This window comes from Acidovorax sp. AC410 (assembly GCF_979253235.1).
Window position 1 is genome coordinate 3868496 of sequence record NZ_CEEDCG010000001.1, and the last position, 24297, is coordinate 3892792.

General features: G+C 64.3%; 22 protein-coding genes. 8 read left to right on the plus strand and 14 right to left on the minus strand.

All coding sequences use genetic code 11. The annotated features are described in order from the left end of the window. Positions 1–10 precede the first annotated feature (10 nt). The gene (locus AC0IZS_RS17905; RefSeq protein ID WP_471636838.1) at positions 11–1054 is read left to right on the plus strand and encodes a GlxA family transcriptional regulator; all 1044 of its coding nucleotides are present in this window, start codon (positions 11–13) and stop codon (positions 1052–1054) included. 76 nt (positions 1055–1130) lie between these two features. On the opposite strand, the gene AC0IZS_RS17910 is transcribed toward AC0IZS_RS17905, so the two are convergent. The 11 genes from AC0IZS_RS17910 to AC0IZS_RS17960 form a co-directional block, all read right to left on the minus strand. After that, on the minus strand, positions 1131–1475 hold the full coding sequence (locus AC0IZS_RS17910) for a DCL family protein (protein ID WP_471636839.1): 345 nt from the start codon (positions 1473–1475) through the stop codon (positions 1131–1133). A gap of 11 nt (positions 1476–1486) precedes the next feature. Further along, positions 1487–3556, minus strand: a complete 2070-nt coding sequence (locus AC0IZS_RS17915) for an ATP-binding protein (protein ID WP_471636840.1) — start codon at positions 3554–3556, stop codon at positions 1487–1489. Then, entirely contained in the window at positions 3541–4011 is a 471-nt protein-coding gene (locus AC0IZS_RS17920) for a hypothetical protein (protein ID WP_471636841.1), read from the minus strand. Before AC0IZS_RS17920 ends, AC0IZS_RS17915 begins: the two co-directional genes overlap by 16 nt. Continuing rightward, positions 4004–4729, minus strand: coding sequence for a hypothetical protein (locus tag AC0IZS_RS17925; RefSeq protein ID WP_471636842.1), 726 nt, complete (start codon positions 4727–4729; stop codon positions 4004–4006). Before AC0IZS_RS17925 ends, AC0IZS_RS17920 begins: the two co-directional genes overlap by 8 nt. Before the next feature lie 665 nt (positions 4730–5394). Next, a complete protein-coding gene (locus tag AC0IZS_RS17930; protein WP_409960238.1) occupies positions 5395–6705 on the minus strand; it encodes a citrate synthase in 1311 nt (436 codons plus the stop codon). A 58-nt stretch (positions 6706–6763) separates the two neighbouring features. Then, complete coding sequence (locus tag AC0IZS_RS17935) at positions 6764–7090, minus strand: succinate dehydrogenase assembly factor 2 (RefSeq protein WP_007848479.1); 327 nt, start codon at positions 7088–7090, stop codon at positions 6764–6766. Positions 7091–7112: 22 nt separating this feature from the next. Beyond that, on the minus strand, positions 7113–7814 hold the full coding sequence (locus AC0IZS_RS17940; protein WP_007848477.1) for a succinate dehydrogenase iron-sulfur subunit: 702 nt from the start codon (positions 7812–7814) through the stop codon (positions 7113–7115). A 28-nt stretch (positions 7815–7842) separates the two neighbouring features. Then, complete coding sequence (gene sdhA / locus AC0IZS_RS17945; protein WP_471636843.1) at positions 7843–9648, minus strand: succinate dehydrogenase flavoprotein subunit; 1806 nt, start codon at positions 9646–9648, stop codon at positions 7843–7845. 33 nt (positions 9649–9681) lie between these two features. Next, complete coding sequence (gene sdhD, locus AC0IZS_RS17950; RefSeq protein ID WP_322591174.1) at positions 9682–10047, minus strand: succinate dehydrogenase, hydrophobic membrane anchor protein; 366 nt, start codon at positions 10045–10047, stop codon at positions 9682–9684. 81 nt (positions 10048–10128) lie between these two features. Beyond that, positions 10129–10563, minus strand: coding sequence for a succinate dehydrogenase, cytochrome b556 subunit (sdhC, locus tag AC0IZS_RS17955; RefSeq protein ID WP_471636844.1), 435 nt, complete (start codon positions 10561–10563; stop codon positions 10129–10131). A gap of 133 nt (positions 10564–10696) precedes the next feature. Continuing rightward, positions 10697–11485, minus strand: a complete 789-nt coding sequence (locus tag AC0IZS_RS17960; RefSeq protein WP_471636845.1) for a GntR family transcriptional regulator — start codon at positions 11483–11485, stop codon at positions 10697–10699. Between the two features lie 236 nt (positions 11486–11721). On the opposite strand from AC0IZS_RS17960, the gene AC0IZS_RS17965 reads away from it, so the two are divergent. The 5 genes from AC0IZS_RS17965 (at position 11722) to acnB (ending at position 17921) form a co-directional block, all read left to right on the plus strand. Beyond that, positions 11722–12708, plus strand: a complete 987-nt coding sequence (locus AC0IZS_RS17965; RefSeq protein ID WP_007848463.1) for a malate dehydrogenase — start codon at positions 11722–11724, stop codon at positions 12706–12708. Between the two features lie 20 nt (positions 12709–12728). After that, on the plus strand, positions 12729–13514 hold the full coding sequence (gene tam / locus AC0IZS_RS17970) for a trans-aconitate 2-methyltransferase (RefSeq protein WP_471636846.1): 786 nt from the start codon (positions 12729–12731) through the stop codon (positions 13512–13514). After that, a complete protein-coding gene (locus tag AC0IZS_RS17975; RefSeq protein WP_471636847.1) occupies positions 13511–14536 on the plus strand; it encodes an HpcH/HpaI aldolase/citrate lyase family protein in 1026 nt (341 codons plus the stop codon). The genes tam and AC0IZS_RS17975 overlap by 4 nt, the downstream gene beginning before the upstream one ends. A 22-nt stretch (positions 14537–14558) precedes the next feature. Continuing rightward, the gene (locus tag AC0IZS_RS17980) at positions 14559–15242 is read left to right on the plus strand and encodes a hypothetical protein (protein WP_471636848.1); all 684 of its coding nucleotides are present in this window, start codon (positions 14559–14561) and stop codon (positions 15240–15242) included. Between the two features lie 93 nt (positions 15243–15335). Next, a complete protein-coding gene (gene acnB / locus AC0IZS_RS17985; RefSeq protein ID WP_471636849.1) occupies positions 15336–17921 on the plus strand; it encodes a bifunctional aconitate hydratase 2/2-methylisocitrate dehydratase in 2586 nt (861 codons plus the stop codon). A 77-nt stretch (positions 17922–17998) separates the two neighbouring features. On the opposite strand, the gene AC0IZS_RS17990 is transcribed toward acnB, so the two are convergent. Continuing rightward, the gene (locus AC0IZS_RS17990; RefSeq protein WP_471636850.1) at positions 17999–18655 is read right to left on the minus strand and encodes an O-methyltransferase; all 657 of its coding nucleotides are present in this window, start codon (positions 18653–18655) and stop codon (positions 17999–18001) included. A gap of 127 nt (positions 18656–18782) precedes the next feature. On the opposite strand from AC0IZS_RS17990, the gene AC0IZS_RS17995 reads away from it, so the two are divergent. Both AC0IZS_RS17995 and AC0IZS_RS18000 read left to right on the plus strand, forming a co-directional pair. Beyond that, positions 18783–19415 (plus strand): TetR/AcrR family transcriptional regulator, encoded by a 633-nt coding sequence (locus AC0IZS_RS17995; protein WP_471636851.1) that lies wholly within the window; start codon positions 18783–18785, stop codon positions 19413–19415. 107 nt (positions 19416–19522) lie between these two features. Next, a complete protein-coding gene (locus AC0IZS_RS18000; protein WP_471636852.1) occupies positions 19523–22084 on the plus strand; it encodes an ankyrin repeat domain-containing protein in 2562 nt (853 codons plus the stop codon). Between the two features lie 10 nt (positions 22085–22094). On the opposite strand, the gene AC0IZS_RS18005 is transcribed toward AC0IZS_RS18000, so the two are convergent. Beyond that, positions 22095–23288: a hypothetical protein gene (locus AC0IZS_RS18005; protein WP_471636853.1), complete on the minus strand. Its 1194-nt coding sequence runs from the start codon at positions 23286–23288 to the stop codon at positions 22095–22097. 69 nt (positions 23289–23357) lie between these two features. Continuing rightward, positions 23358–24251 (minus strand): LysR substrate-binding domain-containing protein, encoded by an 894-nt coding sequence (locus AC0IZS_RS18010; protein ID WP_471636854.1) that lies wholly within the window; start codon positions 24249–24251, stop codon positions 23358–23360. Positions 24252–24297: the final 46 nt, after the last annotated feature.

Below are 24297 nucleotides of genomic sequence, written 5' to 3' on the forward strand. Positions count from 1 at the left end.
CATTAGTTCAATGGATCAACACCACCACCCCGCCGGCCAGCCCCACCGCATCGACCTCGTCGTCTACCCCGGCTTCAAGGCGCTGGAGGCCGTGGGCCCCATGTCCGTTTTCGACTACGCCAACGTGCACCTGCGCCAGCACGGCCGGCCCGACGGCTACGCCGTGCGCGTGGTCGCAGCCCAGGCGGGGGCCGTGCAGTCCGACACCCTGATGGCCCTGAACGCCACCCACACCCTGGCCGAGCTGGAGCAGCAGCAGGGGCATGGTGGCGGCACAGGCTGCACCGTGGTGCTGGTCGGCTCGCGCAACATCGAGCAGGTGCTGGCCGCCTCGCCCGACCTGGTCGCCTGGGCCGCCCGCGTGGCCCCGCGTGTGGACCGCATGATCGCCCTGTGCTCCGGCAGCTTCTTCCTGGCCGCCGCCGGTTTGCTCGACGGCCGGCGCGCCGCCACCCACTGGAGCGTGGCCGCCCTGCTGCGCCAGCGCTACCCCGCCATCGACGTGGACCCCGACGCCATCTACGTGCGCGACGGCCCGCTGTGGACATCGGCCGGCGTCACTGCCGGCATCGACCTCGCCCTGGCCCTGGTGGAAGAAGATTTTGGCCACGCCCTCGCACTGGAGGTGGCGCGCGACCTGGTCATGTACCTCAAGCGCCCCGGCGGCCAATCCCAGTTCAGCGTGCAACTGGCCAGCCAGGGCACCGCCCACCGCGACATCCAGGCCGTGCAGACCTGGGTGCTGGACCATCTGGCCGAACCCATGCCCCTGGCCGCCCTGGCAGCGCGCGCGGCCATGAGCGAGCGGCACTTTCGCCGCGTGTTTGTGCAGGAGACGGGGCAGACGCCTTCGGCGTTTGTCGATGCCGCGCGGCTGGAAGGGGCGCGGCGGTTGCTGGAGTCATCCCCGCAGGCTGGAGCACTGCCCATCAAGACCGTCGCTGCGCGCGTGGGGATGGGGTCGGAGCAGGCACTACGGCAGCTGTTTGTGCGGCAGTTGGGGATCACGCCTCAGGCGTATCGGGAGAGGTTTGGGGGACCAGGGAGGCGATAACTCTCTTGCTCATCTTTAGCAATGTGCCGCTAGCAGCGCAGAGACGGATCGTTAGGTGACGACTGCACGGTTGAAGTCAGACTTGCTTGGCGCCCGCGACGTCTAGAGCCCGTCGGGTGCTGAAATCGATACATGTTCCATCTATACGCACGACGAAGAAACATGATGTATTTCCAGGGTGGTCTTGATCCTTGCGTCGCTCGAAGTGCGATACGCCTGACCCAGTCTTGGTGGGCAGCCCTGCGACCACCACCGAGTCGTAGACCTGCAGTAACGCAACAAGGTCTTCGTGATCGGTGGGATCGGCAACACGTTGCCCGTCGGAGTACTTTGCAAGCATGTCCTTGAAGTGGTCAACCGCATCGCCCTTTCGCGCCCAGTTACGGCCGTTGGGTAAGCTGATAGGGACAGTTTTTCCCATAGTCGTGCTCCTCAATTCAATTTCTGAATTACCTTGCCTTCCCAGCGAATTAGCTGGAACTCCAAGCCGGCAGTCGCTTCCAAAAACACCGATTCCATCTCGTCAAACGAAGCTGCGACGATAGATTGCAGCCCGACCTGCCCACTCAACAACTGCAGTAGAGCATGTTGACTTATGGCTCGCATCGAGTGTTGTCCAGGTTCATCCATCAGAAGGATGCCAGGGTGCTTACCTCCGACTTCTGGTCTCGAAGACGCTTGGTAGAGAGCCAGCAGATAGCTCCAAATGAGCCGAACGAAGTCACTGGCGCTGGAGTCAGCGGTGAGGCTTGTCTGCTGCCCCTTAGCTTTGATAATTTCCCTCAGCTCAATCTCGGAGAGGATGGGTGTCAGAGTGTCTAGACTGATACGGATGTCTTTGATCTCTGCGCTTTCGTAGCCGAATGAACTGGCGTTGCTTCGGAAGAAGTTTTCAAAAATTGAGATTCGGGTCTGGTCTGCGGCGCTATAAGTCTCTTTTGGAAGCGCGCGCCGAGCTGTTTGGTTGGCATCCAAGCGATCAGACACCTGTCCAAGGGTGGTCAGCAGCGAGGCTGCTTGAGCTTCAAGTGCTTGCAGGTTGGACAGCTCCAATTCGATCTGAATTTGCCTACGCACGATGGCTCGCGACTCGGCAACACCGGTACTGACGTCCCCGCGTAACGAATTCCGATAGTCGTGTATCGCTGCAAGGCGCGCCGCTATGTCAGTTACTGCAATATCAGACTGTCGAATCTCCTCGCGCGCGCCGTTGATTTGGCTTTGCAGCATGAGCCGCTGGCTGTCGAGATACTTGATGTTCGTATCGAGGTCCATCTGTGGCCCTGAGACGATTCCCGCAAGCAAGGTATTTTCGACCTCCTGATGGCAGGTGGGACAAAGATCGATGGCAACCTTTAGCTCCATTTGGGCTCCGAGCACACGCAGCTTTAGTGCGGTCTTGTTACGCTCTAGATCCTCATTGGCTTCCGCAAGCAACTGTCGAAGCTCTTCTAGGGATGCCTTTTGCAAGGTGTGATTCGTGGTTGCACGTTCATGCAAAACGCTCAGTCGCTGAAGCTCCGCCGAGACTGCCTCAAGCTCTTGGAGCGCTTCAGCCCCTGTAGCTTTGCCGTAGGCTGCCGCCTTGGAAGCTAGCGCCTCGTGCTCATTACGCATGGCGCTCATGTGTTCAGTAAGCGATGTCTGCGTCTTTCCGTCTGACTTTACGAGTTGTACTGTCAAGGCATCGAACGTCGCGGTCGGCGTGGGAGAGAGACGCTCGACTACGACCCTGTTAGCACTTGTTGCTTGACGGAGCGTGTCATAAGCTTTGCGCCAATCGGAGTCGATGGCTAGCGACTCCGCATCGAGCGTTGCACGTTGCGCTTGCCGTTCAAAAACGCTCAAGCCCAAAAGGAATTCGGTCACTCGAATGCGGGTATCACGAATCCCGAAAAAGGGTGCGTTGGCGATGTAATCGGTCCAACCGCGCTTCTGTTCTACAGCCAGAGCTGCAAAGATCGTCTGGAGATAGAGCTTGGTCATGCCTCCGTTCGTAGTCGGGACTTGAGGAAGCTCATAGCCCAAAAATTCCTCAAGGAAAAGGAAGAACCCCTCTTCCTTTTGCGCACTACCTGGATCGAATAGATAGGTCGGTCGAGGTGACTCTAACGGCGTATCACTGGTCACATGTGCACACTCGAACACTTCCACCAATTTGGTGTGACGAGCCGAATCGCGGATGGCACGGCGAAGGGTGACGACTCGTCCTTTGGCATTCTCCAACTCTAGAAGGACTTCTGACATGTCTGAGTAAATGCGCGTCTCACCCTGTAAGAAGTGATCTTTGACTGCGTAGTTGAGAACCTTCTCCCCCTTGCCGCCAATGAGTTCCTCCATGCCTAGTCCGTAGATCAGACAGTTGAAAAGCGTACTCTTTCCACTTGAGTTACTCCCGCGCACCACTGTTAGACCTCGTCCAAACTGGAATTTAAAACCGAACTCTCCGGAATTGGTTGAGATTCTTAGCTTTATAGCGCGGATTATCATGCTGACGCCCATCCCTTGGCAACTTTGTCGACCATAGTTTCGGTTATGTCCTTGCCAATCTCTGTCAGTAGATTGCGCTCCTTAGCGAATGCTTCGGAGTCCTTGAGCACTTCCGCAATAAAAGCCTTACCTTTATCTGCAATCCGGTACCCGGTCGATGTCTGTTGCACCAGGTCCTCCGCAATAGCGAACCGGATGGCAATGGCGAGTGCAGGATCAAATCCCCAGGCGGTAATGAGGAGGGCCTCTAATTTCGCCGCTTCGACAAGTTTCTGAATGCGGTCAGTTCTTTTCATTGCCCAATTGAACAAATGAAGGCGCGCAAGTGTGGACTTCCCGCCCCGCGAGGACAACTGGAGCACTAGCAGCAACTGTGTGATCTTGTAGAGCGGGCGATGTTCAACGAGAACAGGTGATGGACGGCGCACAAAGCGGAGGTGACGCTTTTCTGGCACAAGGTCAGCCATAGTCAACCTCACACACAGCAATCCACCTCGAGACCATTAGCCGAGCGATCAATGCTGCTTCAGTTTCGTCAATGGCGGGGGCCAATTCTCTGACGATGCGGTCCGTCAAGCCGTCGCGAATTTTGTCAGTAAGTTCCTGCGGCGTTCCTTCCCATGTTGCGCAAGCTTCGACTACGTATGCCTCATAGCCGTTGATGAGCTTCGCAAGCCGCGAGTGAACGGTTGGCGCCTCTTCATTTATTCTCCGGAAGTGAGCGTCATGTCCGAGAAACTCTTGCAATGTTTGTCGAGAAATTTTCTCGGTCAACAAGTGCACCTTCTCTGCATGGAATCGTCCTTCAAATCTCGCTCTCGTTTTACGGGTAATATTGGCTTGGTATATATTGGCGCTTACATCTACTTGCTGGAGCGTTGTATCAAGTCCCCCGAAGTTCATGGCTTGGCCTGCTGCGATCAACATCTCCTGAATTTCTGCCGCATAGTGATCTCCGTCGTGCACAAGTATTTGGAAATCCGGCTCAAGAATTGAAAGGCTCCACCCACGGACCTCCGCTTCTTTCGTCTGAGCGTGCATTAGAAGATCGTTGTGAGCGATGGTTGGGGTGACCAAATACCAGCGTCGCAGCTTTGTGGGGCCCAAAATTTTCCTCAGAACCAGCTCATTGGCCTGCAGTTTTTTTAGATCCGTCGTGATCTTGTCGCGCTGTTTGGCGTACAAATCCCTAGTTGGGTATGATTTGTCTGGACAATAGCATTGGTATCCACAGCCGGTGCTTTTCGTGAAGCCCTCCAAGCCATAATCACCTGGCGTGGCCGGTATATTTAGATAGCCCTCCTCAGCGAATTTTCGCTTGAAGACAAGCTGGCAGAGCCGTTCCCAGCTATTCCCGTCAAACGGGCCGTATGGAGTTGTATACACGGTGCTTTAGCCGCGCTTAACGCATGTTTCGGGACGGTGCAAAGCACTGAATGCCGTAGATGGACTTCGGGAGGCCAAGTCCTGGTAAATCCTGACCATGTGTAGCTCAAGGCGCAAGTAGTCCTCCGATGTCGTTGTCACTGCAGAGCCCGAAAAGCGCCGCAATGCACTTATTTGGATCGCATTCTTGGACATTCGTAGCTATTTGTAAAGAAAAAAGGTGCAGTATGGAAGTTCTACTTATCGTCAAAAGTGACTATCGTGGAAGTGCACGAACAACGGGCTGGACGTTGAGCATCCCAAGGTAACTGCTAGCAGCAACAGCTGCTTGCCTGCTGGCTGTCCGGGGGCAGACCAAAAGGCATCGGCCTTTTAACCACTCCAGCCATGAAAAAAGCCCGCCGAAGCGGGCTTTCCTGTCTGTCCCAAGAAGACCGAAGCCTTCCCAGTGCAAGCGCAAACGCTCAGCGCTTGTCCAGCGGCGGCACATCACGGCGCACGGAGCCCGTGAACAGCTGGCGTGGGCGGCCGATCTTGTACTCGGGGTCGCCGATCATTTCGTTCAGCTGGGCGATCCAGCCCACGGTGCGGGCCAGGCTGAAGATGCCGGTGAACAAATTCACGGGGATGCCGATGGCGCGCTGCACGATGCCGGAGTAGAAGTCCACGTTCGGGTAGAGCTTGCGCTGCACGAAGTAGTCGTCTTCCAGGGCGATCTTTTCCAGTTCCTTGGCCAGCTTGAACAGGGGGTCGTTTTCCAGGCCCAGTTCGGCCAGCACTTCGTTGCAGGTTTCCTGCATGAGCTTGGCGCGCGGGTCGTAGTTCTTGTACACGCGGTGGCCAAAGCCCATGAGCTTGACGCCGGAGTTCTTGTCCTTGACCTGCTTGATGAACTCGCCGATCTTTTCCACGCCGCCCTGGGCCTGGATGTCGTACAGCATGTTCAGGGCTGCTTCGTTGGCGCCGCCGTGGGCAGGGCCCCACAGGCAGGCCACGCCGGCGGCGATGGCTGCAAACGGGTTGGTGCCCGACGAGCCGCACAGGCGCACGGTGGAGGTCGATGCGTTCTGCTCGTGGTCTGCGTGCAGGATGAAGATGCGGTCCAGCGCGCGTTCCAGCACGGGGTTGACCTTGTACTCTTCGCAGGGGGTGCCGAACATCATGCGCAGGAAGTTGCCTGCGTAGCTCAGGTTGTTCTGCGGGTACATGTAGGGCTGGCCCACACCGTACTTGTACGCCATGGCCACCAGGGTGGGCATCTTGGCGATCAGGCGGATGGCAGCGATCTCGCGGTGCTGCGGGTTGTTGATGTCCGTGCTGTCGTGGTAGAAGGCCGACAGGGCGCCCACCAGGCCGGTCAGCACCGCCATCGGGTGCGCGTCACGGCGGAAGCCACGCAGGAAGAACTGCATCTGCTCGTTGACCATGGTGTGGTTGGTCACGCGGCTGGTGAAGTCGGTCTTCTGCGCTTCGTTGGGCAGGTCACCGTACAGCAGCAGGTGGCAGGTTTCCAGGAAGTCGCAGTTCTGGGCCAACTGCTCAATGGGGTAGCCGCGGTACAGCAGTTCGCCCTTGTCGCCATCGATATAGGTGATGGCCGACTGGGTTGCTGCCGTCGACAGGAAGCCCGGGTCATAGGTGAACATGCCCGTTTGCGCGTACAGCTTGCGGATGTCGATGACATCCGGGCCAATGCTGCCCTGGTAGACCGGCAGGTCCACGCTGGGGCTGCCGTTACTGAACGACAGGGTGGCTTTGTTGTCAGCTAGCTTCATTGTTACTTTCCTTGGGTAGGTTTGCCGGAATTCCGGTGGTAGGGGGCCTGTCTCCAGGTCAGGCCCGGGGCCGCGCTGCGCCACCACTGAGCCGCAGCATGCCGAGTACTTCACGCACTTCTTCTGTATCGAGCGGACCTTCTGGCTCACGGCGGGCGAGCACCAGGTCCAAAAGGTCGTTGTCTGCCAGGTCCATCAACTGGGTCATGCCGTAGGCCTGGCGCCAGTTGATGGTGGCCCCGTGCAGCGCAAAGAAGTTCTCGATGTAGAGATCGTTCTCCAGCAGGCCGCGGCGCGAGCGCCAGTGCAGCTTGGCGCGCTCGCGGTCGTCCAGCAGGTCGGTAGGGGCCGGCGTCTGGGCGACGGGGGTCAGGGTCTCGGACATGGCAGTACGGGTCTCAGGAGGGTCAGACAGTGCGGCGCACCATCAGTTCCTTGATCTTGCCGATGGCCATCGTGGGGTTCAGGCCCTTGGGGCACACGTCCACGCAGTTCATGATGGTGTGGCAGCGGAACAGGCGGTACGGGTCTTCCAGGTTATCCAGGCGCGCACCCGTGGCTTCGTCGCGGCTGTCGGCGATGAAGCGGTAGGCCTGCAGCAGGCCGGCGGGGCCCACGAACTTGTCGGGGTTCCACCAGAAGCTGGGGCAGCTCGTGGAGCAGCTGGCGCACAGAATGCACTCGTACAGGCCGTTGAGCTCTTCGCGCTCTTCGGGGCTCTGCAGGCGTTCCTTCTCGGGGGCCAGGTCCTCGGTGATGAGGTACGGCTTGATCGAGTTGTACTGCTTGAAGAACTGCGTCATGTCCACGATCAAATCGCGGATCACCGGCAGGCCGGGCAGGGGCTTCAGAACGATGGTGCCCTTGAGGGTGTTCATGTTCGTGAGGCACGCCAGGCCGTTCTTGCCGTTGATGTTCATGGCGTCCGAGCCGCAGACGCCTTCGCGGCACGAACGGCGGAACGACAGCGACGGGTCCTGCTCCTTGAGCTTGACCAGGGCGTCCAGCAGCATGCGCTCGTGGCCGTCGAGTTCGATCTCGATGGTCTGCATGTAGGGCTTGGCGTCCTTGTCCGGGTCGTAGCGGTAGATTTGAAAGGTGCGCTTCATGTTGTTCTTTCGTGAGGCTGCTGGATCTTCAGAACGTACGGACCTTGGGAGGCACGCTGTCCACCGTCAGGGGCTTGAGGTTCACAGGCTTGTAGGTCAGGCTGTTGTTCGCGCTGTGCCACAGGGTGTGCTTCATCCACTCCTTGTCGTTGCGGCCCAGCGGGAACTCGGCGTGGTCGGCAGCGTGCTCGTAGTCGTACACCGTGTGCGCGCCACGGCATTCCTTGCGGGCCGCGGCCGAGGTCATCGTGGCCTGGGCCACTTCGATCAGGTTGTCGACTTCCAGCGCTTCCATGCGGGCCGTGTTCCAGACCTTGGACTTGTCCTTCAAGGTCACGCCGCCCACGCGTTCGCGGATGGCGTTGATCTTGACCGTGCCTTCGTCCATGCTGGCCTGCGTGCGGAACACGCCGGCGTGCTGCTGCATGCTGGAGCGGATGTCGTTGGCCACGTCCTGGGCGTAGATGCCTTCGGTCGAGTCCTGCAGCTGGTTCAGGCGCGCCAGGGTGCGCTCTGCACCGTCGGCAGGCACTGCCAGGTTGTCGCCAAAGCCCTTCACGTAGCCCACGATGTGCTTGCCGGCCGACTTGCCGAAGACCAGCAGGTCGAGCAGCGAGTTGGTGCCCAGGCGGTTGGCGCCATGCACCGAGACGCACGAGCATTCGCCCACGGCGTAGAGGCCGTTGACCACGTGGTTCTGCTGGCCGTCATGCACCACGACCTGGCCATTGATGTTGGTGGGGATGCCACCCATCTGGTAGTGGATGGTGGGCACCACAGGAATCGGTTCCTTGGTGATGTCCACGTTGGCGAAGTTGTGGCCGATCTCTTCCACCGATGGCAGGCGCTTGCGGATGGTGTCCGCGCCCAGGTGGTCGAGCTTCATCAGGATGTAGTCCTTGTTCGGACCACAGCCACGGCCTTCCTTGATTTCCTGGTCCATCGAGCGCGACACGAAGTCACGCGGTGCCAGGTCCTTCAGGGTGGGCGCATAGCGCTCCATGAAGCGCTCGCCATTGCTGTTGAGCAAAATGGCGCCTTCGCCGCGGCAGCCTTCGGTCAGCAGCACGCCCGCGCCGGCCACGCCGGTGGGGTGGAACTGCCAGAACTCCATGTCCTGCAGCGGGATGCCGGCACGTGCCGCCATGCCCAGGCCGTCGCCGGTGTTGATGAAGGCGTTGGTCGATGCCGCAAAGATGCGGCCCGCGCCGCCGGTGGCCAGCAGCACGGCTTTGGCGTGCAGCTCGTACAGGTCGCCGGTTTCCAGCTCGAGTGCGGTCACGCCGACCACGTCGCCCTGGGTGTTGCGGATCAGGTCCAGCGCCATCCACTCCACGAAGAAGTTGGTCTTGGACTTCACGTTCTGCTGGTACAGCGTGTGCAGCATGGCGTGGCCGGTGCGGTCGGCCGCTGCGCAGGCGCGCTGCACGGGCTTTTCGCCGTAGTTGGCGGTGTGGCCGCCGAAGGGGCGCTGGTAGATGGTGCCGTCGGGGTTGCGGTCGAACGGCATGCCGAAGTGTTCGAGCTCGATCACCACGTTCGGTGCTTCGCGGCACATGAACTCGATGGCGTCCTGGTCGCCCAGCCAGTCAGAGCCCTTGATGGTGTCGTAGAAGTGGTAGTGCCAGTTGTCCTCGCTCATGTTGCCCAGGGATGCGGACACGCCGCCCTGCGCTGCCACCGTGTGCGAGCGGGTGGGGAACACCTTGGACAGGCAGGCCACGTTCAGGCCTGCGCGGGACAGTTCCAGCGATGCGCGCATGCCGGAGCCGCCGGCACCGACGATGACGACGTCGAACTTGCGCTTGGTGATGTTAGCTTTGGAGTAGCTCATTTGTTGTTTGCCTTCAGTCGCGGGGGATCGGTATCAGAGACGCCACAGAACCTGGATGCCCCAGCCGGCACAGCCGACGAGCCAGACGATGGTGAAAACCTGCAGCGCCAGGCGCAGGCCCACGGGCTTGATGTAGTCCATCAGGACTTCGCGCACGCCAACCCAGGCGTGCCATGCCAGCGAAATGATCACGGTGAAGGTCAGCACCTTCATCCACTGGGCCGAGAAGATGCCGGCCCATTTGTCATAGCCCATGGGGCCCTTGTTGAAGATCACCTGCGCCAGCAGGGCCAGGGTGAACAGCGCCATCAGGATGGCGGTGACGCGCTGGCTCAGCCAGTCGCGCAGGCCATAGTGGGCGCCGACGACGACGCGCTTGGAACCGTAATTGACGGACATGGGTGCTTTCCTCTTGTGCGGCGGTGTTGGCTGCGGGATGGCAGCGTTCACCGCTTTTTTTATGGGTGGGTTATCGATCGATCAGTACAGGCCGAACAGCTTGGCGCCCAGCACCACGGTCAGGGTGATGCTGACCACGAAGACCACGATGGACGAGGTCTTGCCGAACTGCTTGTTCACGGCGCTGTGGCTCACGTCCATCCACAGGTGGCGCAGGCCGGCCGTGAAGTGGTGCAGGTACGACCAGATCAGCGCCAGGGCCACCAGCTTGATGAACCAGCCGGGCACGAAGCCGATGCCGATGCTGAACGCCGCGGTGAACTTGGCGAACGAGATTTCGGACGACACCGAGGTGTCGAACATCCAGATGATGAAAGGCAGCAGCAGGAACATGATCAGCCCGCTGCCGCGGTGCAGGATCGAAACCCACGCTGCAGGCGTCATGCGGTAGGTGGTCAGGTCCTTGAAGGCATTGATGTTGCGGAATTCAGGCCGTTTTTTGGCGAGTTCGGTCATGTTTTGTGCTTTCGTGGATGTAACTGCTTTGTAATTTGGACATGCAAAGAACGCAAAATTCTATTGCAACGCAACACACACGGTTTCAAGTCGCCCCTAATGCCGACATTTCCGCTCAGTTGCCAGGGTAGTGTCAGCTCAGTTCATTACGGTAGTGGTGGGTGTCCGTGAGGTACAGCCCGCGCCGTAACTCCATGGGAACGTCGTTGTAGGTGTACGCAATGCGCTCCACGCTGAGCAGCGGCGTGCCCGGTGCCACCATCAGCACCGCAGCCTGTTCGGCATCAGGCAACACGGCGCGTATTTTCTCTTCGGCACGCACCATGCGCACGCCGAAGTCGATTTCGAACATGGCGTAAGTAGGGCCTTCGTAGCTGGCCAGCTGGTCGGCCGTCAGCCCTTTGAAAGCCTGGCCCGGCAGCCAGATGTCCTCCAGAATGGTGGGCACGCCCGCGAACGACAGCACGCGCCGCGCCTGGATCACCGGGTCGGCGCTGCGCAGCGCCAGGGCGCGCGCCACGTCGGCGCTGGCGCGCACGCGCTTGCAGTCGATCACCTGGCGCTGGGCGCGGCCTTCCACGCGGGCATCGCCGGTGTCGGGCATGAGCTTCAAGAAGCGGTACTGCACATGCTGCTCGGCATGCGTGGCCACGAAGGTGCCCTTGCCCTGGCGGCGCATCACCAGGTTCTCGGCGGCCAGCTCGTCGATGGCCTTGCGCACCGTGCCCTGGCTCACGCGAAAGCGCGCCGCCAGGTCCATTTCGCTGGGGATGGCTTCGCCGGGCTTCCACTCGCCCTGCTGCAGGCTCTGCAGGATGAGCCCCTTGATCTGCTGGTACAGCGGGCTGAACGCCGGCGTGGCAGCGCCCGCGCCAGTCGTTGCCTGCGCAGGGGTGTCGGCGTTGAGCGGTAGCGAGGACATGGCAGTCGAAAAATGGGGCCGTGCGGGGAGCTTTGGCCGGGCGGGCACATGCCTCGCCCAGCCTGGCATTCGGAGCTTCGATCATATCTTATATAAGACATAAGACAAATTGACCGGGGTATTGAATCGGCAGTACACTCCAAGGCTGTTTTGCGGGGCACGGGCTGCTGGTAACAGGCGCTGGTGCTTGCGTTGCACACACCCCCTGATTTCCTCACTTCCCTGGAGTTCTCACCATGAGCAAGAAGCCCGTTCGCGTTGCCGTCACCGGCGCCGCTGGTCAAATCGGTTACGCACTGCTGTTCCGTATCGCCTCCGGCGAAATGCTGGGCAAGGACCAACCGGTCATTCTGCAACTGCTCGAAGTTCCCGTCGAGGGCCCCCAGAAGGCGCTCAAGGGCGTGATGATGGAGCTGGACGATTGCGCATTCCCCCTGCTGGTCGGCATGGAAGCCCACAGCGACCCGATGACCGCCTTCAAGGACGCCGACTACGCCCTGCTGGTCGGCTCGCGCCCACGCGGCCCGGGCATGGAACGCGCCGAGCTGCTGGCCGTCAACGGCGCCATCTTCACGGCACAGGGCAAGGCCCTGAACGCCGTGGCTTCGCGCAACGTGAAGGTGCTGGTCGTCGGCAACCCTGCCAACACCAACGCCTACATCGCCATGAAGTCGGCACCTGACCTGCCACGCAAGAACTTCACCGCCATGCTGCGCCTGGACCACAACCGCGCTGCCAGCCAGATCGCTGCCAAGACCGGCAAGGCCGTGGCCGACATCGAAAAGCTGACCGTCTGGGGCAACCACTCGCCCACGATGTACGCCGACTACCGTTTCGCCACCATCAACGGCGAAAGCGTCGCCAAGATGATCAACGACCAGGAGTGGAACGCCAACACCTTCCTGCCCACCGTGGGCAAGCGCGGTGCGGCCATTATCGAAGCACGCGGCCTGTCGTCGGCTGCATCGGCTGCCAACGCTGCCATCGACCACATGCGCGACTGGGCTCTGGGCACCAACGGCAAGTGGGTCACCATGGGCATCCCTTCGGACGGCCAGTACGGCATCCCCAAGGACACCATGTTCGGCTTCCCCGTCACCTGCGAAAACGGCGAGTACAAGCTGGTCGAAGGCCTGGAAATCGACGCCTTCTCGCAAGAGCGCATCGACAAGACCCTGGCCGAGCTGCAAGGCGAGCAAGACGGCGTCAAGCACCTGCTGTAATCGGTAGCCCAAAGTCCTTCATGGCCGACTGGAACCCCGCGCTTTACCGCCGCTTCGAGGACGAGCGCACGCGCCCGGCCGCTGAGCTGCTGGCGCGGGTACCCCTGGCCGATTTGTCCAGTGCCGCCCACGTGGTGGACCTGGGCTGCGGGCCGGGCAATTCCACCGAGCTGCTGGTGCGGCGCTTTCCACAAGCGCAGGTCACCGGCATCGACACCTCCGAGGCCATGCTGGCCAGCGCGCGCGAGCGCCTGCCCGGCACGGCCTTTGAACAAGGCGACATCGCCACCTGGGTGCCCGCCGTGGCACCCGACCTGATTTACGCCAACGCCGCCCTGCAATGGGTGGCGGGGCACGACACCCTGGTTCCCCGGTTGTTCAGCCTGCTCGCCCCCGGCGGCGTGCTGGCCATCCAGATGCCCGACAACCGGCAGGAGCCCTCGCACCGCCTGATGCGCGCCGTGGCCGGCGAAGCACCTTGGCGCGAGCCCATCGGCGACGCCGATGCCGTGCGCACCGAGCTGGCCACCATCGGTGGCTACTACGACATGCTGGCCAGGGAGGCCGCTGTGGTGGACGTGTGGCACACCGTCTACCAGCACGTCATGCCCACGGCCGGCGCCATCGTCGACTGGCTGCGCAGCACCGGGCTGAGGCCCTTTCTCGACCCGCTGACGGACGAACTGCGCGCCAGCTTCCTGGCCGAGTACGAGCGCCGCATCGCCGAGGCCTACCCCGAGCGCAGCGACGGCAACCGCCTGCTGTCCTTCCCGCGCATGTTCATCGTCGCGCAGCGCCCCGCATGAACGCCGTTGTTGCCTCCGCCGCCCACCCCGCCAGCGTGCTGCTGGGCGCCCAGGCGGCCGCGTTGCGCCTGCCCGTGTGCGACCACTACAGCGGTGTGGAAGCGCGCATGAAAAAGAGCCTGCAGCTGCAGGCCGAGATGACGGCCGAGTTCGGCCACTGCGTGTTCGACGTCACCCTGGACTGTGAAGACGGCGCCCCCGTGGGCCAGGAGCGTGAGCACGCCGCCCTGGTCGCGTCGCTGGTGCTGGGCGCCGCCGACGGTGCGCGTGTGGCCGCCCGCGTGCACACCGTGGACCACGCCGCCTTTGCCAACGACATGGCCACCATTGCCGGCGAGGCCGGCCACCGCCTGTCGCACATCATGGTGCCCAAGGTCGAGTCGGTGGACGACGTGCTGCACGCCGAAAAGGCGCTGCTCGCCGCATCGGCCGGCCACCTGCCGCTGCATGTGCTGATCGAATCGCCGGCTGCGGTGCACCGCGCCTTCGAGATCGCCGCGCACCCGCGCGTGCAGAGCATCAGCTTCGGGCTCATGGATTTCGTCTCGGCGCATGGCGGCGCCATCCCTTCGTCGGCCATGGGCTCGCGCGGCCAGTTCGAGCACCCGCTGGTGGTGCGCGCCAAGCTCGAGATCGCTGCCGCCTGCCACGCGCACGGCAAGGTGCCCTCGCACTGCGTGGTCACCGAATTTTCCGACACCGCTGCCATGCAGGCCGCCGCCACCCGTGCTTCGCAGGAGCTGGGCTACACCCGCATGTGGAGCATCCACCCCGGCCAGATCCGCCCTATCCTGCAGGCCTTTGCGCCGCAGCAGGACGAGATCGCGCTGTCGGCCCGCATCATTGTTTCGGCGGCGCAGGCCGACTGGGCGCCCATCAGCCATGATGGCACCCTGCACGACCGCGCCAGCTACCGCTACTACTGGCAGGTGCTTGAACGCGCCCACCAGACCGGGCGCGCACTGCCGCCCGAAGTGGCCCACTGGTTTGCTGCTTCCCCCGCTCCCCACCACGACGCCTGAACCCTTTTTCCAGGACTTCCCCATGAAATCACTGATTCTCACGTCCGCCCTGATGCTGGTGGCCCCTGGCCTTGCCCTGGCGCAGGCCGCAGCCGAGCCCGCCAAGAAGAGCGCGCCCGCCGCCAAGAAGGAAGCCGCTCCCAAGAAGGAAACCGCCGCCAAGCCGGCCGCAAAGCCTGCCGCCAAGTCGGCCGCGGCCAAGGACAAGGCCCCCGCCAAGAAGACCGCCAAGGCCGAGCCCACCAGCAGCCGCCAGCAGCTGAACACGGCGGCCAACCAGGTGGCGTCCGGCCTCATCGCCGCCGATGCCGCGCTGAGCCCTGAAGAACAGGCCATTGCCCAGAAGGTGCATACCGGCCGCATCGCCTGCGAGCTGGGCGCCTTCGTCAACGTGACGGCCGATGCCGCCGTCCCTGGCCGCTTCCACATCGAAGGCAAGGGCTTCAAGTACCACATGACCCCCGTGGTCACCAGCACCGGCGCCGTGCGCCTGGAAGACGCCAAGGGCGGCGCCGTGTGGCTGCAGATCGCCAACAAGTCCATGCTGATGAACCAGAAGCTGGGCCAGCGTCTGGCCGACGAGTGCATGAGCGCCGAGCAGACCCTGGTGGCCGAGGCTGCCAAGAAGGCCCCGCCCCAGAGCGTGTTCGATCCGCTGCCTACAGCTGCTGCTGCTGCCGCCCCTGCGGCCACCGCCACCAAATAACCAGAACCCGACGAGACACGGTACCCCCGCGCCGCAGGGCCTGTGCAGCCCCGGCGCAACCACCCCACTTTAGAACGCAACCGGAGAAAAATGATGTTGAAAGCCTACCGTGACCATGTGGCCGAGCGCGCCGCGCTGGGCATCCCACCGCTGCCCCTGACGGCCAAGCAAACCGGCGAGCTGATCGAGCTGCTCAAGAACCCGCCCGCTGGTGAAGAAGCCACGCTGGTGGACCTGATCACGCACCGCGTGCCTGCCGGTGTGGACGACGCCGCCAAGGTCAAGGCCAGCTACCTGGCCGCCGTGGCCCACGGTACCGAGGTGTGTACGCTGATCGGCCGCGAGCGCGCCACGCAGCTGCTGGGCACCATGCTGGGTGGCTACAACCTCACCCCCCTGATCGACCTGCTGGACGACGCGGCCGTGGCCTCCGTCGCCGCCGAAGCGCTCAAGAAGACGCTCTTGATGTTCGACCAGTTCCATGACGTCAAGGAAAAGGCCGACAAGGGCAACACCTTCGCCAAGTCCGTGCTGCAAAGCTGGGCCGATGCCGAGTGGTTCACCAGCCGCCCCGAAGTGCCCCAGAGCATCAAGCTCACCGTGCTCAAGGTCACCGGCGAAACCAACACCGACGACCTGTCGCCCGCGCCCGACGCCTGGAGCCGCCCCGACATCCCGCTGCATGCCCTGGCCATGCTCAAGAACAAGCGCGACGGCATCACGCCCGAAGAAGACGGCAAGCGCGGCCCCATCAAGTTCATCGAAGACCTGCGCGCCCGTGGCAACCTGGTCGCCTACGTGGGCGACGTGGTGGGCACCGGCTCCAGCCGCAAGTCGGCCACCAACAGCGTGCTGTGGTTCACGGGCGAAGACATCCCGTTCGTGCCCAACAAGCGCTTCGGCGGCGTGTGCCTGGGCAGCAAGATCGCTCCCATCTTCTACAACACCATGGAAGACGCGGGCGCTCTGCCCATCGAGCTCGATGTGAGCCAGATGAACATGGGCGACGAGATCGAGCTGCTGCCCTATGCCGGCAAGGCATTGAAGGACGGCCAGGTCATCGCCGAGTTCACCGTCAAGAGCGAAGTGCTGTTCGACGAAGTGCGTGCCGGTGGCCGCATTCCGCTGATCATCGGCCGCGGCCTCACGGCCAAGGCCCGCGAAGCCCTGGGCCTGGCAGCGTCCACGCTGTTCCGCCTGCCGCAAGTGCCTGCCGCCACCGGCAAGGGCTTCACCCTGGCGCAGAAGATGGTCGGCCGCGCCTGCGGCCTGCCCGAAGGCCTGGGCGTGGTGCCCGGCACGTACTGCGAACCGCGCATGACCTCGGTCGGCTCGCAGGACACCACCGGCCCCATGACGCGCGACGAACTGAAGGACCTGGCCTGCCTGGGCTTCAGCTCCGACCTGGTGATGCAGTCCTTCTGCCACACGGCCGCTTACCCCAAGCCCGTGGACGTGAAGATGCACCACGAGCTGCCTGATTTCATCAGCACGCGCGGCGGCATCTCGCTCAAGCCCGGCGACGGCATCATCCACAGCTGGCTCAACCGCATGCTGCTGCCCGACACCGTGGGCACCGGCGGCGACTCGCACACGCGCTTCCCCATCGGCATCAGCTTCCCCGCCGGCTCCGGCCTGGTGGCGTTTGCTGCCGCCACGGGCGTGATGCCCCTCGATATGCCTGAATCGGTGCTGGTGCGCTTCAAGGGCAAGATGCAGCCCGGCGTCACGCTGCGCGACCTGGTGCATGCGATCCCGCTGTACGCCATCAAGGCCGGCCACCTCACCGTGGCCAAGCAGGGCAAGAAGAACATCTTCTCGGGCCGCATCCTCGAAATCGAAGGCCTGCCGGACATGAAGGTCGAGCAGGCGTTCGAGCTGTCCGATGCATCGGCCGAGCGCTCTGCCGCCGGCTGCACCGTGCGCCTGAACAAGGAACCCGTGATCGAGTACATCAACTCGAACATCGTGCTGCTCAAGAACATGATCGCCCAGGGCTACGCCGATCCACGCACCATCGGCCGCCGCATCAAGGCCATGGAAGCCTGGCTGGCCAACCCCCAGCTGCTGGCCCCCGACGAGAACGCCGACTACGCCGAAATCATCGAGATCGACCTGGCCGAGATCACCGAACCCATCGTCTGCTGCCCCAACGACCCCGATGACGCCAAGACGCTGTCGGACGTGGCCGGCGCCGCGATCGACGAAGTGTTCATCGGCTCGTGCATGACCAACATCGGCCACTTCCGCGCAGCCTCCAAGCTGCTCGAAGGCAAGAAGGACATCCCCGTCAAGCTGTGGATGGCCCCGCCCACGAAGATGGACGCGCACCAGCTCACCGAAGAAGGCCACTACGGCGTGTTCGGCGCGGCCGGTGCCCGCATGGAAATGCCCGGCTGCTCGCTGTGCATGGGCAACCAGGCCCAGGTGAAGGAGGGCGCCACCGTGATGTCCACCAGCACCCGCAACTTCCCCAACCGCCTGGGCAAGAACACCAACGTCTACCTGGGCTCGGCCGAACTCTCGGCCATCTGCTCCAAGCTGGGCCGCATTCCTTCCAAGGAAGAGTACCTGGCCGACATCGGTGTCATCAACCAGAACGGCGACAAGATCTACCAATACCTGAACTTCGACAAGATCGCCGAGTTCAAGGACGTGGCAGACGGCGTCACCGCCTGATAGAGGCCCCCCAGGGGATCGTTGATCGATCCCCTCACGAAAAAGCGGCTCCCCGGAGCCGCTTTTTTCATGCCCGATCAGCCCAGCCGCATCGACAGCTCCACATCGCCGGCAAAGGGCACGCTCAGGTAGCCGCTGCCCGGCGCACGCACGCGCGCCAGGTAGTCGGGGCTGAAGTCGGCGTTGTCGGCCACGATCAGCGCGCCCGGGCGCAGGCGGGGCTCCACCAGCGCCAGCACGTCGGCGTACAACGCCTTGGCGCCATCGAGCAGCAGCAGGTCGATGGCCTCGGGCAGGCCGCTGGCCAGGGTCTGCAGGGCATCGCCCTCGCGCACCTCCACCAGGTCGTCCAGGCCGCCCTGGGCCAGGTGCTCGCGCGCCCGGGCCACCTTGCCGGGCTCGAACTCGCTGGTGACCAGGCGCCCGCCGCCGTTGTCGCGCAGTGCGGCGGCCAGGTGCAGGGTGGAAATGCCGAACGAGGTGCCGAACTCGACGATGTGGTGTGCGCCCGTGCTGCGCGCCAGCAGGTAGAGCAGGGTGCCGGTGCTGCGCGATACCGGCAGCCACAGGTCCTTGATGCGGCTGTAGAAATCCAGGTACTCGGTCTTGCTGTGCATCAGGCGCTCGCGCTCTTCGCGCGAGATGCCGGCCAGTGCCGGGCTGGTGGCCGCATCGGCCTGCTGAAAAAGGCGCTCCAGCAGGGGCGCCAGGGGAAGGGTGTGCAGTGTGTTCATGGAATTGTCCTGGATGGAAGCGCCCGGTGGGCACTCCCGTAGAATGCGATCAATTCGTCGCGTTTTGAGTATGCGATGAATTCGTCGCATTCACCAGTCGCATTCGCCGCAGCCCTTTTGCACCCCCATGACCGAACCCCGCCGCCCCCAGATCTCCTCGAGAAAGCAGCCCCAGCAAGCCCGCTCGGCCGGGCTTGTGGCCGCCATCCTGGAGGCCGCTGTTCAGGTTCTGGCCAAGGAAGGGGCGGCCCGCTTCACCACCGCACGGGTGGCCGAGAAGGCCGGCGTCAGCGTCGGCTCGGTCTACCAGTACTTTCCGAACAAGGCGGCCATCCTGTTTCGCCTGCAGGCCGATGAGTGGCAGCAGACGCAGGACATGCTGCGCAGCATCCTCAGCGATGCCGGCCAGCCGCCGCTGGCGCGCCTGCGCACGCTGGTGCATGCCTTCATCCGTTCGGAGTGCGAAGAGGCCGGCATGCGCAGCGCCCTGAGCGATGCCGCCCCGCTGTACCGCGATGCACCCGAGGCGCAGGCCATGCGCGCCAGTGCCGACAGCATCATCGATGCGTTCATGCAAGAGGTGCTGCCCCACGCGCCGGCGAACCGGCGCGCTCTGGCCGGCGCCATGGTCACCGACACCATGGGCGCGCTGGGCAGCCAGTTTTCCGCCAGCCCGCGCACCGAGGCCGAGATGAAGGCCTATGCCGACGGCATGGCCGACATGTTCTGCGCCTACCTGCAGGCGCTGCAGCAGGGCTGATCTGCCACGCGGTTGCAACACGTTTGCCGCCTGTTTGTCATGCAATTGTCATGATCGGCTTGCATTCTTCACCCATAACAACAACAAAAAGAAATGGAGGGACATCCATGGCAAGAGAGAACAACCCCGAAAACATAGACACCCTGGGCAAGCGCCTGGGGATGCTGTTGTTCAGCGGGCTCTTCGCAGCGGCCTTTGGCCTGGGCGGCTACTTCGCGGGGCTCCAGCCCCTGGCGCAGACGCTCCGCGCGGCGCTGGAGGTACGCAGCTGGCAGCCCGTGGCGGCCCAGGTGCTGGGCACCGAGCTCAAGCGCCACACGTCCAGCGACGGCACCACCTACCGGGTGCACGCCCGCTACCGCTACCAATTCGCGGGCCGGCAGTACGAGGGCACCCGGGTGGGGCTCGACCCCGAGGCCGGCGCCGACAACATCGGCGACTGGCACCAGCACTGGCACGGGCTGCTGCAAAGCGCCCAGTCCCGTGGGCAGCCCATCACCATCATGGTCAACCCGCAGGCGCCCGCGCAGGCCCTCATCGACCCCTCCATCCGCTGGGCGCTGCAGATGTTCCGCGTGCCCTTTGCCCTGGTCTTCACGGGCGTGGGGCTGGTGGCGGCCTGGTTCTTCGTGCACATCCTGCTGGGCGGGGGCGGCAGGAAGGAGGAGGCCGAGCTGGGCGCTGCGCCCGAGCCGCTGCAAAAGGGCGCTGCCAGCAAGTCGGCGGGCGCCACCTGGTTCTTCACCGTCTTCTGGTGCGGCATCGCCTTCCCCATGGCCGCCATGCTGTGGACCAACAACAGCGCGCCCTGGTTCGCCAAGGCCTTCGTCTCGATCTTCGTCATGGTGGGGGTGGGGCTGATCGGCTTGGCACTGCACCAGACGCGCCAGGCCTGGCGCTATGCGGGCGCGGCGCTCACGGCGCTGCCGGCCCGGCCGCGTGCCGGCCACCCGGTGGAGCTGACGCTGCTGCTGCCCGAGCGCGCCGCTGCCCACCAGCACGAGCACCGCCCGCAGCTGCGCCTGGCCCAGTACCGGGTGGACGAATCCAGCTCGGGCTCGCCCGAGCGCTGCGTGGAGTCCTTCACCGAAGCGGCGCGCATGCAGCGCACGGCCGATGGCGGGCTGCGGCTGGTCGTGCGCTTCGATCTGCCGGCGGATGCGCCCCCGCACGGCAGCCAGCGCTCCGGCGAGCGGGTGGACTGGCGGCTGGAACTGCTGCACGGGCCGGACGGCTCGGTGGAGCTGACCTACGACCTGCCCGTGCAGACCGCACCGCGCGGCTTCGGCGCTGGTGGGGGCGACGAACTGCCCGACCGCTTCGACCGGCGCGCCGGCTGGAATCTGGTGGTGCCCATCGCCCCGCTGAGCCAGGCCGAAGAAGCGGATGAGGGCCCCCTGCCTTTGCCCCCTGCGGTCACGCTGCAGGAAACCCGAGAGGCCTGGCACTACGAATTCACCCAGACCGGCTGGCGCTGGGCCGCCGGCCTGGTGCTGGCCGGGCTGGCGGTGGAGGCCGCCATCAACGGGCGCCTGGGCGCACAGGGGCTGGTGCTGCCGCGTGGATTCTTCGCGGCGGGCGCCTGGATCGGCCTGGCCGCCTTTGCCCTGCATGCCGCCACCCGCCGCTGGAGCCTGACCGTGCAGGACGGGGGCATCACCGCGCGCCGCCACTCGTGGCTCTGGTCGCGCGCCGACACCGTGCCCGGCGATGCCAGCCGCACCTTGGTACACAAGCTGCTCTACGCCAGCGGCAGCGGCGCCAGCGAGCACCGCTACCACGCCGTGTATGCGCGCGGCGCCGGTGACACGCTGGTGCGGCTGACCCCCGGCCTGGGCGGCGAGGCCGCGGCCACTGCCCTGGGCCAATCGCTCGCCCAGGCCTGGGCGCACCGGCGTGGCCGCTTTGCGGCCGGCATGCAGCGGCCCGTGCGGGCCCAGCATTCCCGCCCGGCCTGGGGCGCGCTGCTGGTGCTGGCCCTGGTGGTCTGGTGGGTCGTGGGGCCCAAGGGGGCTGGCACGGCGCGCCGGGCGCCAGCGGCAGAGGCGGCGGCGCCCGCCGTGTCGTACTCCCCCGTGGATGGCCGCCTGCTCGACGCCCAGAACGCCGGCGACGCCGCCGCCCTGCGCGCCGCGCTGGCGGCCGGCGCCAACCCCAACCTGCTCGCACCCAACGGCTCCAGCGTGCTCATGCTGGCCGCGCACCGCGGCCAACTGGAGCACATCGAGGCCTTGCTGGGCGCAGGCGCAAAGCCCGACCTGCGCCAGACGCAGAAGGACAGCGAACTGGGCGACACCGCACTGCTGCGCGCCTTCTACGGCGGCCACTTGGCGGCGGCCCAGCGCCTGGTGCTGGCCGGGGCCGGCCTGTCGGCCCGCAACCGCTGGGACTGGGGCCCCGTGCACATGGCCGCGCAAAGCGGCTGTATCGCCTGCCTCCAATGGCTGGCCGCGCAAGGCCAGCCGCTCGATGAACCCGCAATGGCCAGCCGGGGCGAAACCCCCACCATGCTGGCCGCAGGGCGGGGCCGGGTGCAGGCGCTGCAGTGGTTCAAGGCCCGGGGCATCGACCTGGCGCGCAAGGACCCCCATGGCAAAACCGCGCTGGACTGGGCGCGCTTCAAGCAACAGGCTGAAGCGGAGCGGTGGCTCTTGGAGCGAACGCGCTGAGCGTGGCAGCCTATGCTTTTCGCTTCACCTGCGCACGCAGGTGTGCCACCAGCCTGTCCACCCGTTGCACCATTTCCTTTTTCATGGCGGCAGGCGCGGTGCGCTCTTCATGCGCGCGTTTCTGTTGCGCCATCTCCTGGAACTGGTCTCCGCCATACAGCCAGGCACTGACCAGCGCGGCGTAGCCGAAGTTCTTCTGGGCGTGTTCCGCCAGCGTCTTGTGGCCCTGGGGGTTGCCGGCCAGCGGGAACACGGTGGTGCCCGACATGATGGCGTGCATGCCCAGCGGCGTGCGGGTCATCTCCAGAATGGGCCCCACCGGGTCCTGCACCTCTTTCACCATGCGCTGCAGGTCTGCCGAACCCTTGATGGGGAAATAGGCATAAGTGTCCTGAAAAATCCCGACATAAAAATTCAGCTGGCGCCGGAAATACATCTCGTCATGCTCGGGAAAGACGGCCCTCAGGATGTTGGCGATTTCTTCACTGAACACATTCACGTCGATGGTCAGGCACGGCAGGTGGTTGGTGTTCGACGTCAGCAGGGTGACGCCCTGCCCACCCGCCGGAGTGGGCCGAAAATACGTCGCCTCCGCCTGGGCGTTGTAGTACGGTACCTCGATCGCCTGCCGGGGTGAAATGAAGCCGTGCTGTGGCAGCATCGACGAGAGCACCGAGCGCATCTCATCGCGCGCCGACGCAAGTGCCATGGACAGGGGCGCACGCGCGGGCGCTGCGGCGGGCGTGGGGGCCGGTGTGGGAGTGAGTGCGGGCGTGGGTGTGGCCGAGTCCAGGGGCGCGTTCTCCAGCACCTGCATCGCCTGTGTCCAGAAGTCGGTGCGCTCGGGCGGCAGCACGCGGTTGGGCGCCACCAGCGCCAGGCCCACCTGGTCGTCCAGCACCGTCAGGCCCAGCGCGTTGGCCCGCTTCACCACGGCGCCCAGCAGCTTCATGCGGTTCTCGGCGGGCAGTGAAAACGTCCACACGGCCTTGCGGCAGTTTTTCGCATCGTTGACCGGATCGCCGTCCCAGGGCGCCTCGCCGCAGTCCTTGTAGGCTGCCATCTGCGCAGCCAAGGCAGCAAACTTCGGGTTGGGTCCGGGCTCCAGCAGCTCCAGCTCGAACCAGTTGCGCAGGGCCTCCTCGAACGACGTCGGAATGGCCTGGCCGGCCGGGGGTTCCCAAACGCGAAGGTCGTAGCTCATGGTGCGGGTGTGAAAGAGGGTGGGGCGGTCTCAAGACGGAGGCTTTGCAGCAGCATGGCACCCATCTTCTCAGAGTTGGGCAACGGGCAGCAAATGCTGCACCAACTGCTGCGCATGCTGTGGCAAATCTTCCAGCTTGCGCAGGCACAGCACCAGTTGCCGGTCTGCCCAGGCATCGGTCAGGCGCACGGCCTTTACGCGTTGCGCACGGGCGTGGCGCGCCGCCGCCGCACGGGGCAGTATGCCCACGCCCACCCCCAGGCCCACCAGCTGGCACACCGCCTCGAACTGGCGCAGCCGCACCCGGTAGCGCAGCCGCTGGCCCTGGCGCTGGGCGTGGCGCACCACCAGGGCCTGCAGCGCGCTGCCTTCGGCCAGGCCGATGAAGTCCAGGTGCGCCACTTCGGCCAGCGCCACACTGCGGCGCGCGGCCAGTGCGTGCCCCTGCGGCACCACCAGCACCAGCGGGTCAGGCCGCAGCACCCGCGTGGCCAGGCCTTCCAGGTCCACCGCGTCGGACACCAGGCCCATGTCGCACAGGCCGGCGCGCACCGCGTCGGCCACCTCCTGGCTGGAGCGCTCGTCCACATCCACCGAAATGCGCGGGTGCCGCGCCAAAAAACCGGCGATGGCCTGCGGCAGGTACTCGCTCAGGGCCGAGCTGTTGCACAGCACGCGCACATGGCCCGCCAGGCCCGCGCCGTACTCACCCAGGTCGCCGCGCAGCTGCTCCATCTGCTGCAGCACCAGCCGCGCGTGGTGCAGCAGCGTGTGGCCCGCGGGCGTGGGCTGCACGCCGCGCTGCGCGCGCAGCAGCAGGGGCACGCCCAGCGCGTTCTCCATGCCGCGGATGCGCTCGCTGGCCGAAGCCAGCGCCATGTGGCTGCGCTCGGCACCGCCGGTGATGGTGCCGGCCTCGTGCACGTTCAAAAACAGCCGCAGATCGGTCAGGTCAAAGCGCATGGGCCACAACCTACCACAAGCGCCTTCGGCCCAGCCTGAGGCTGGG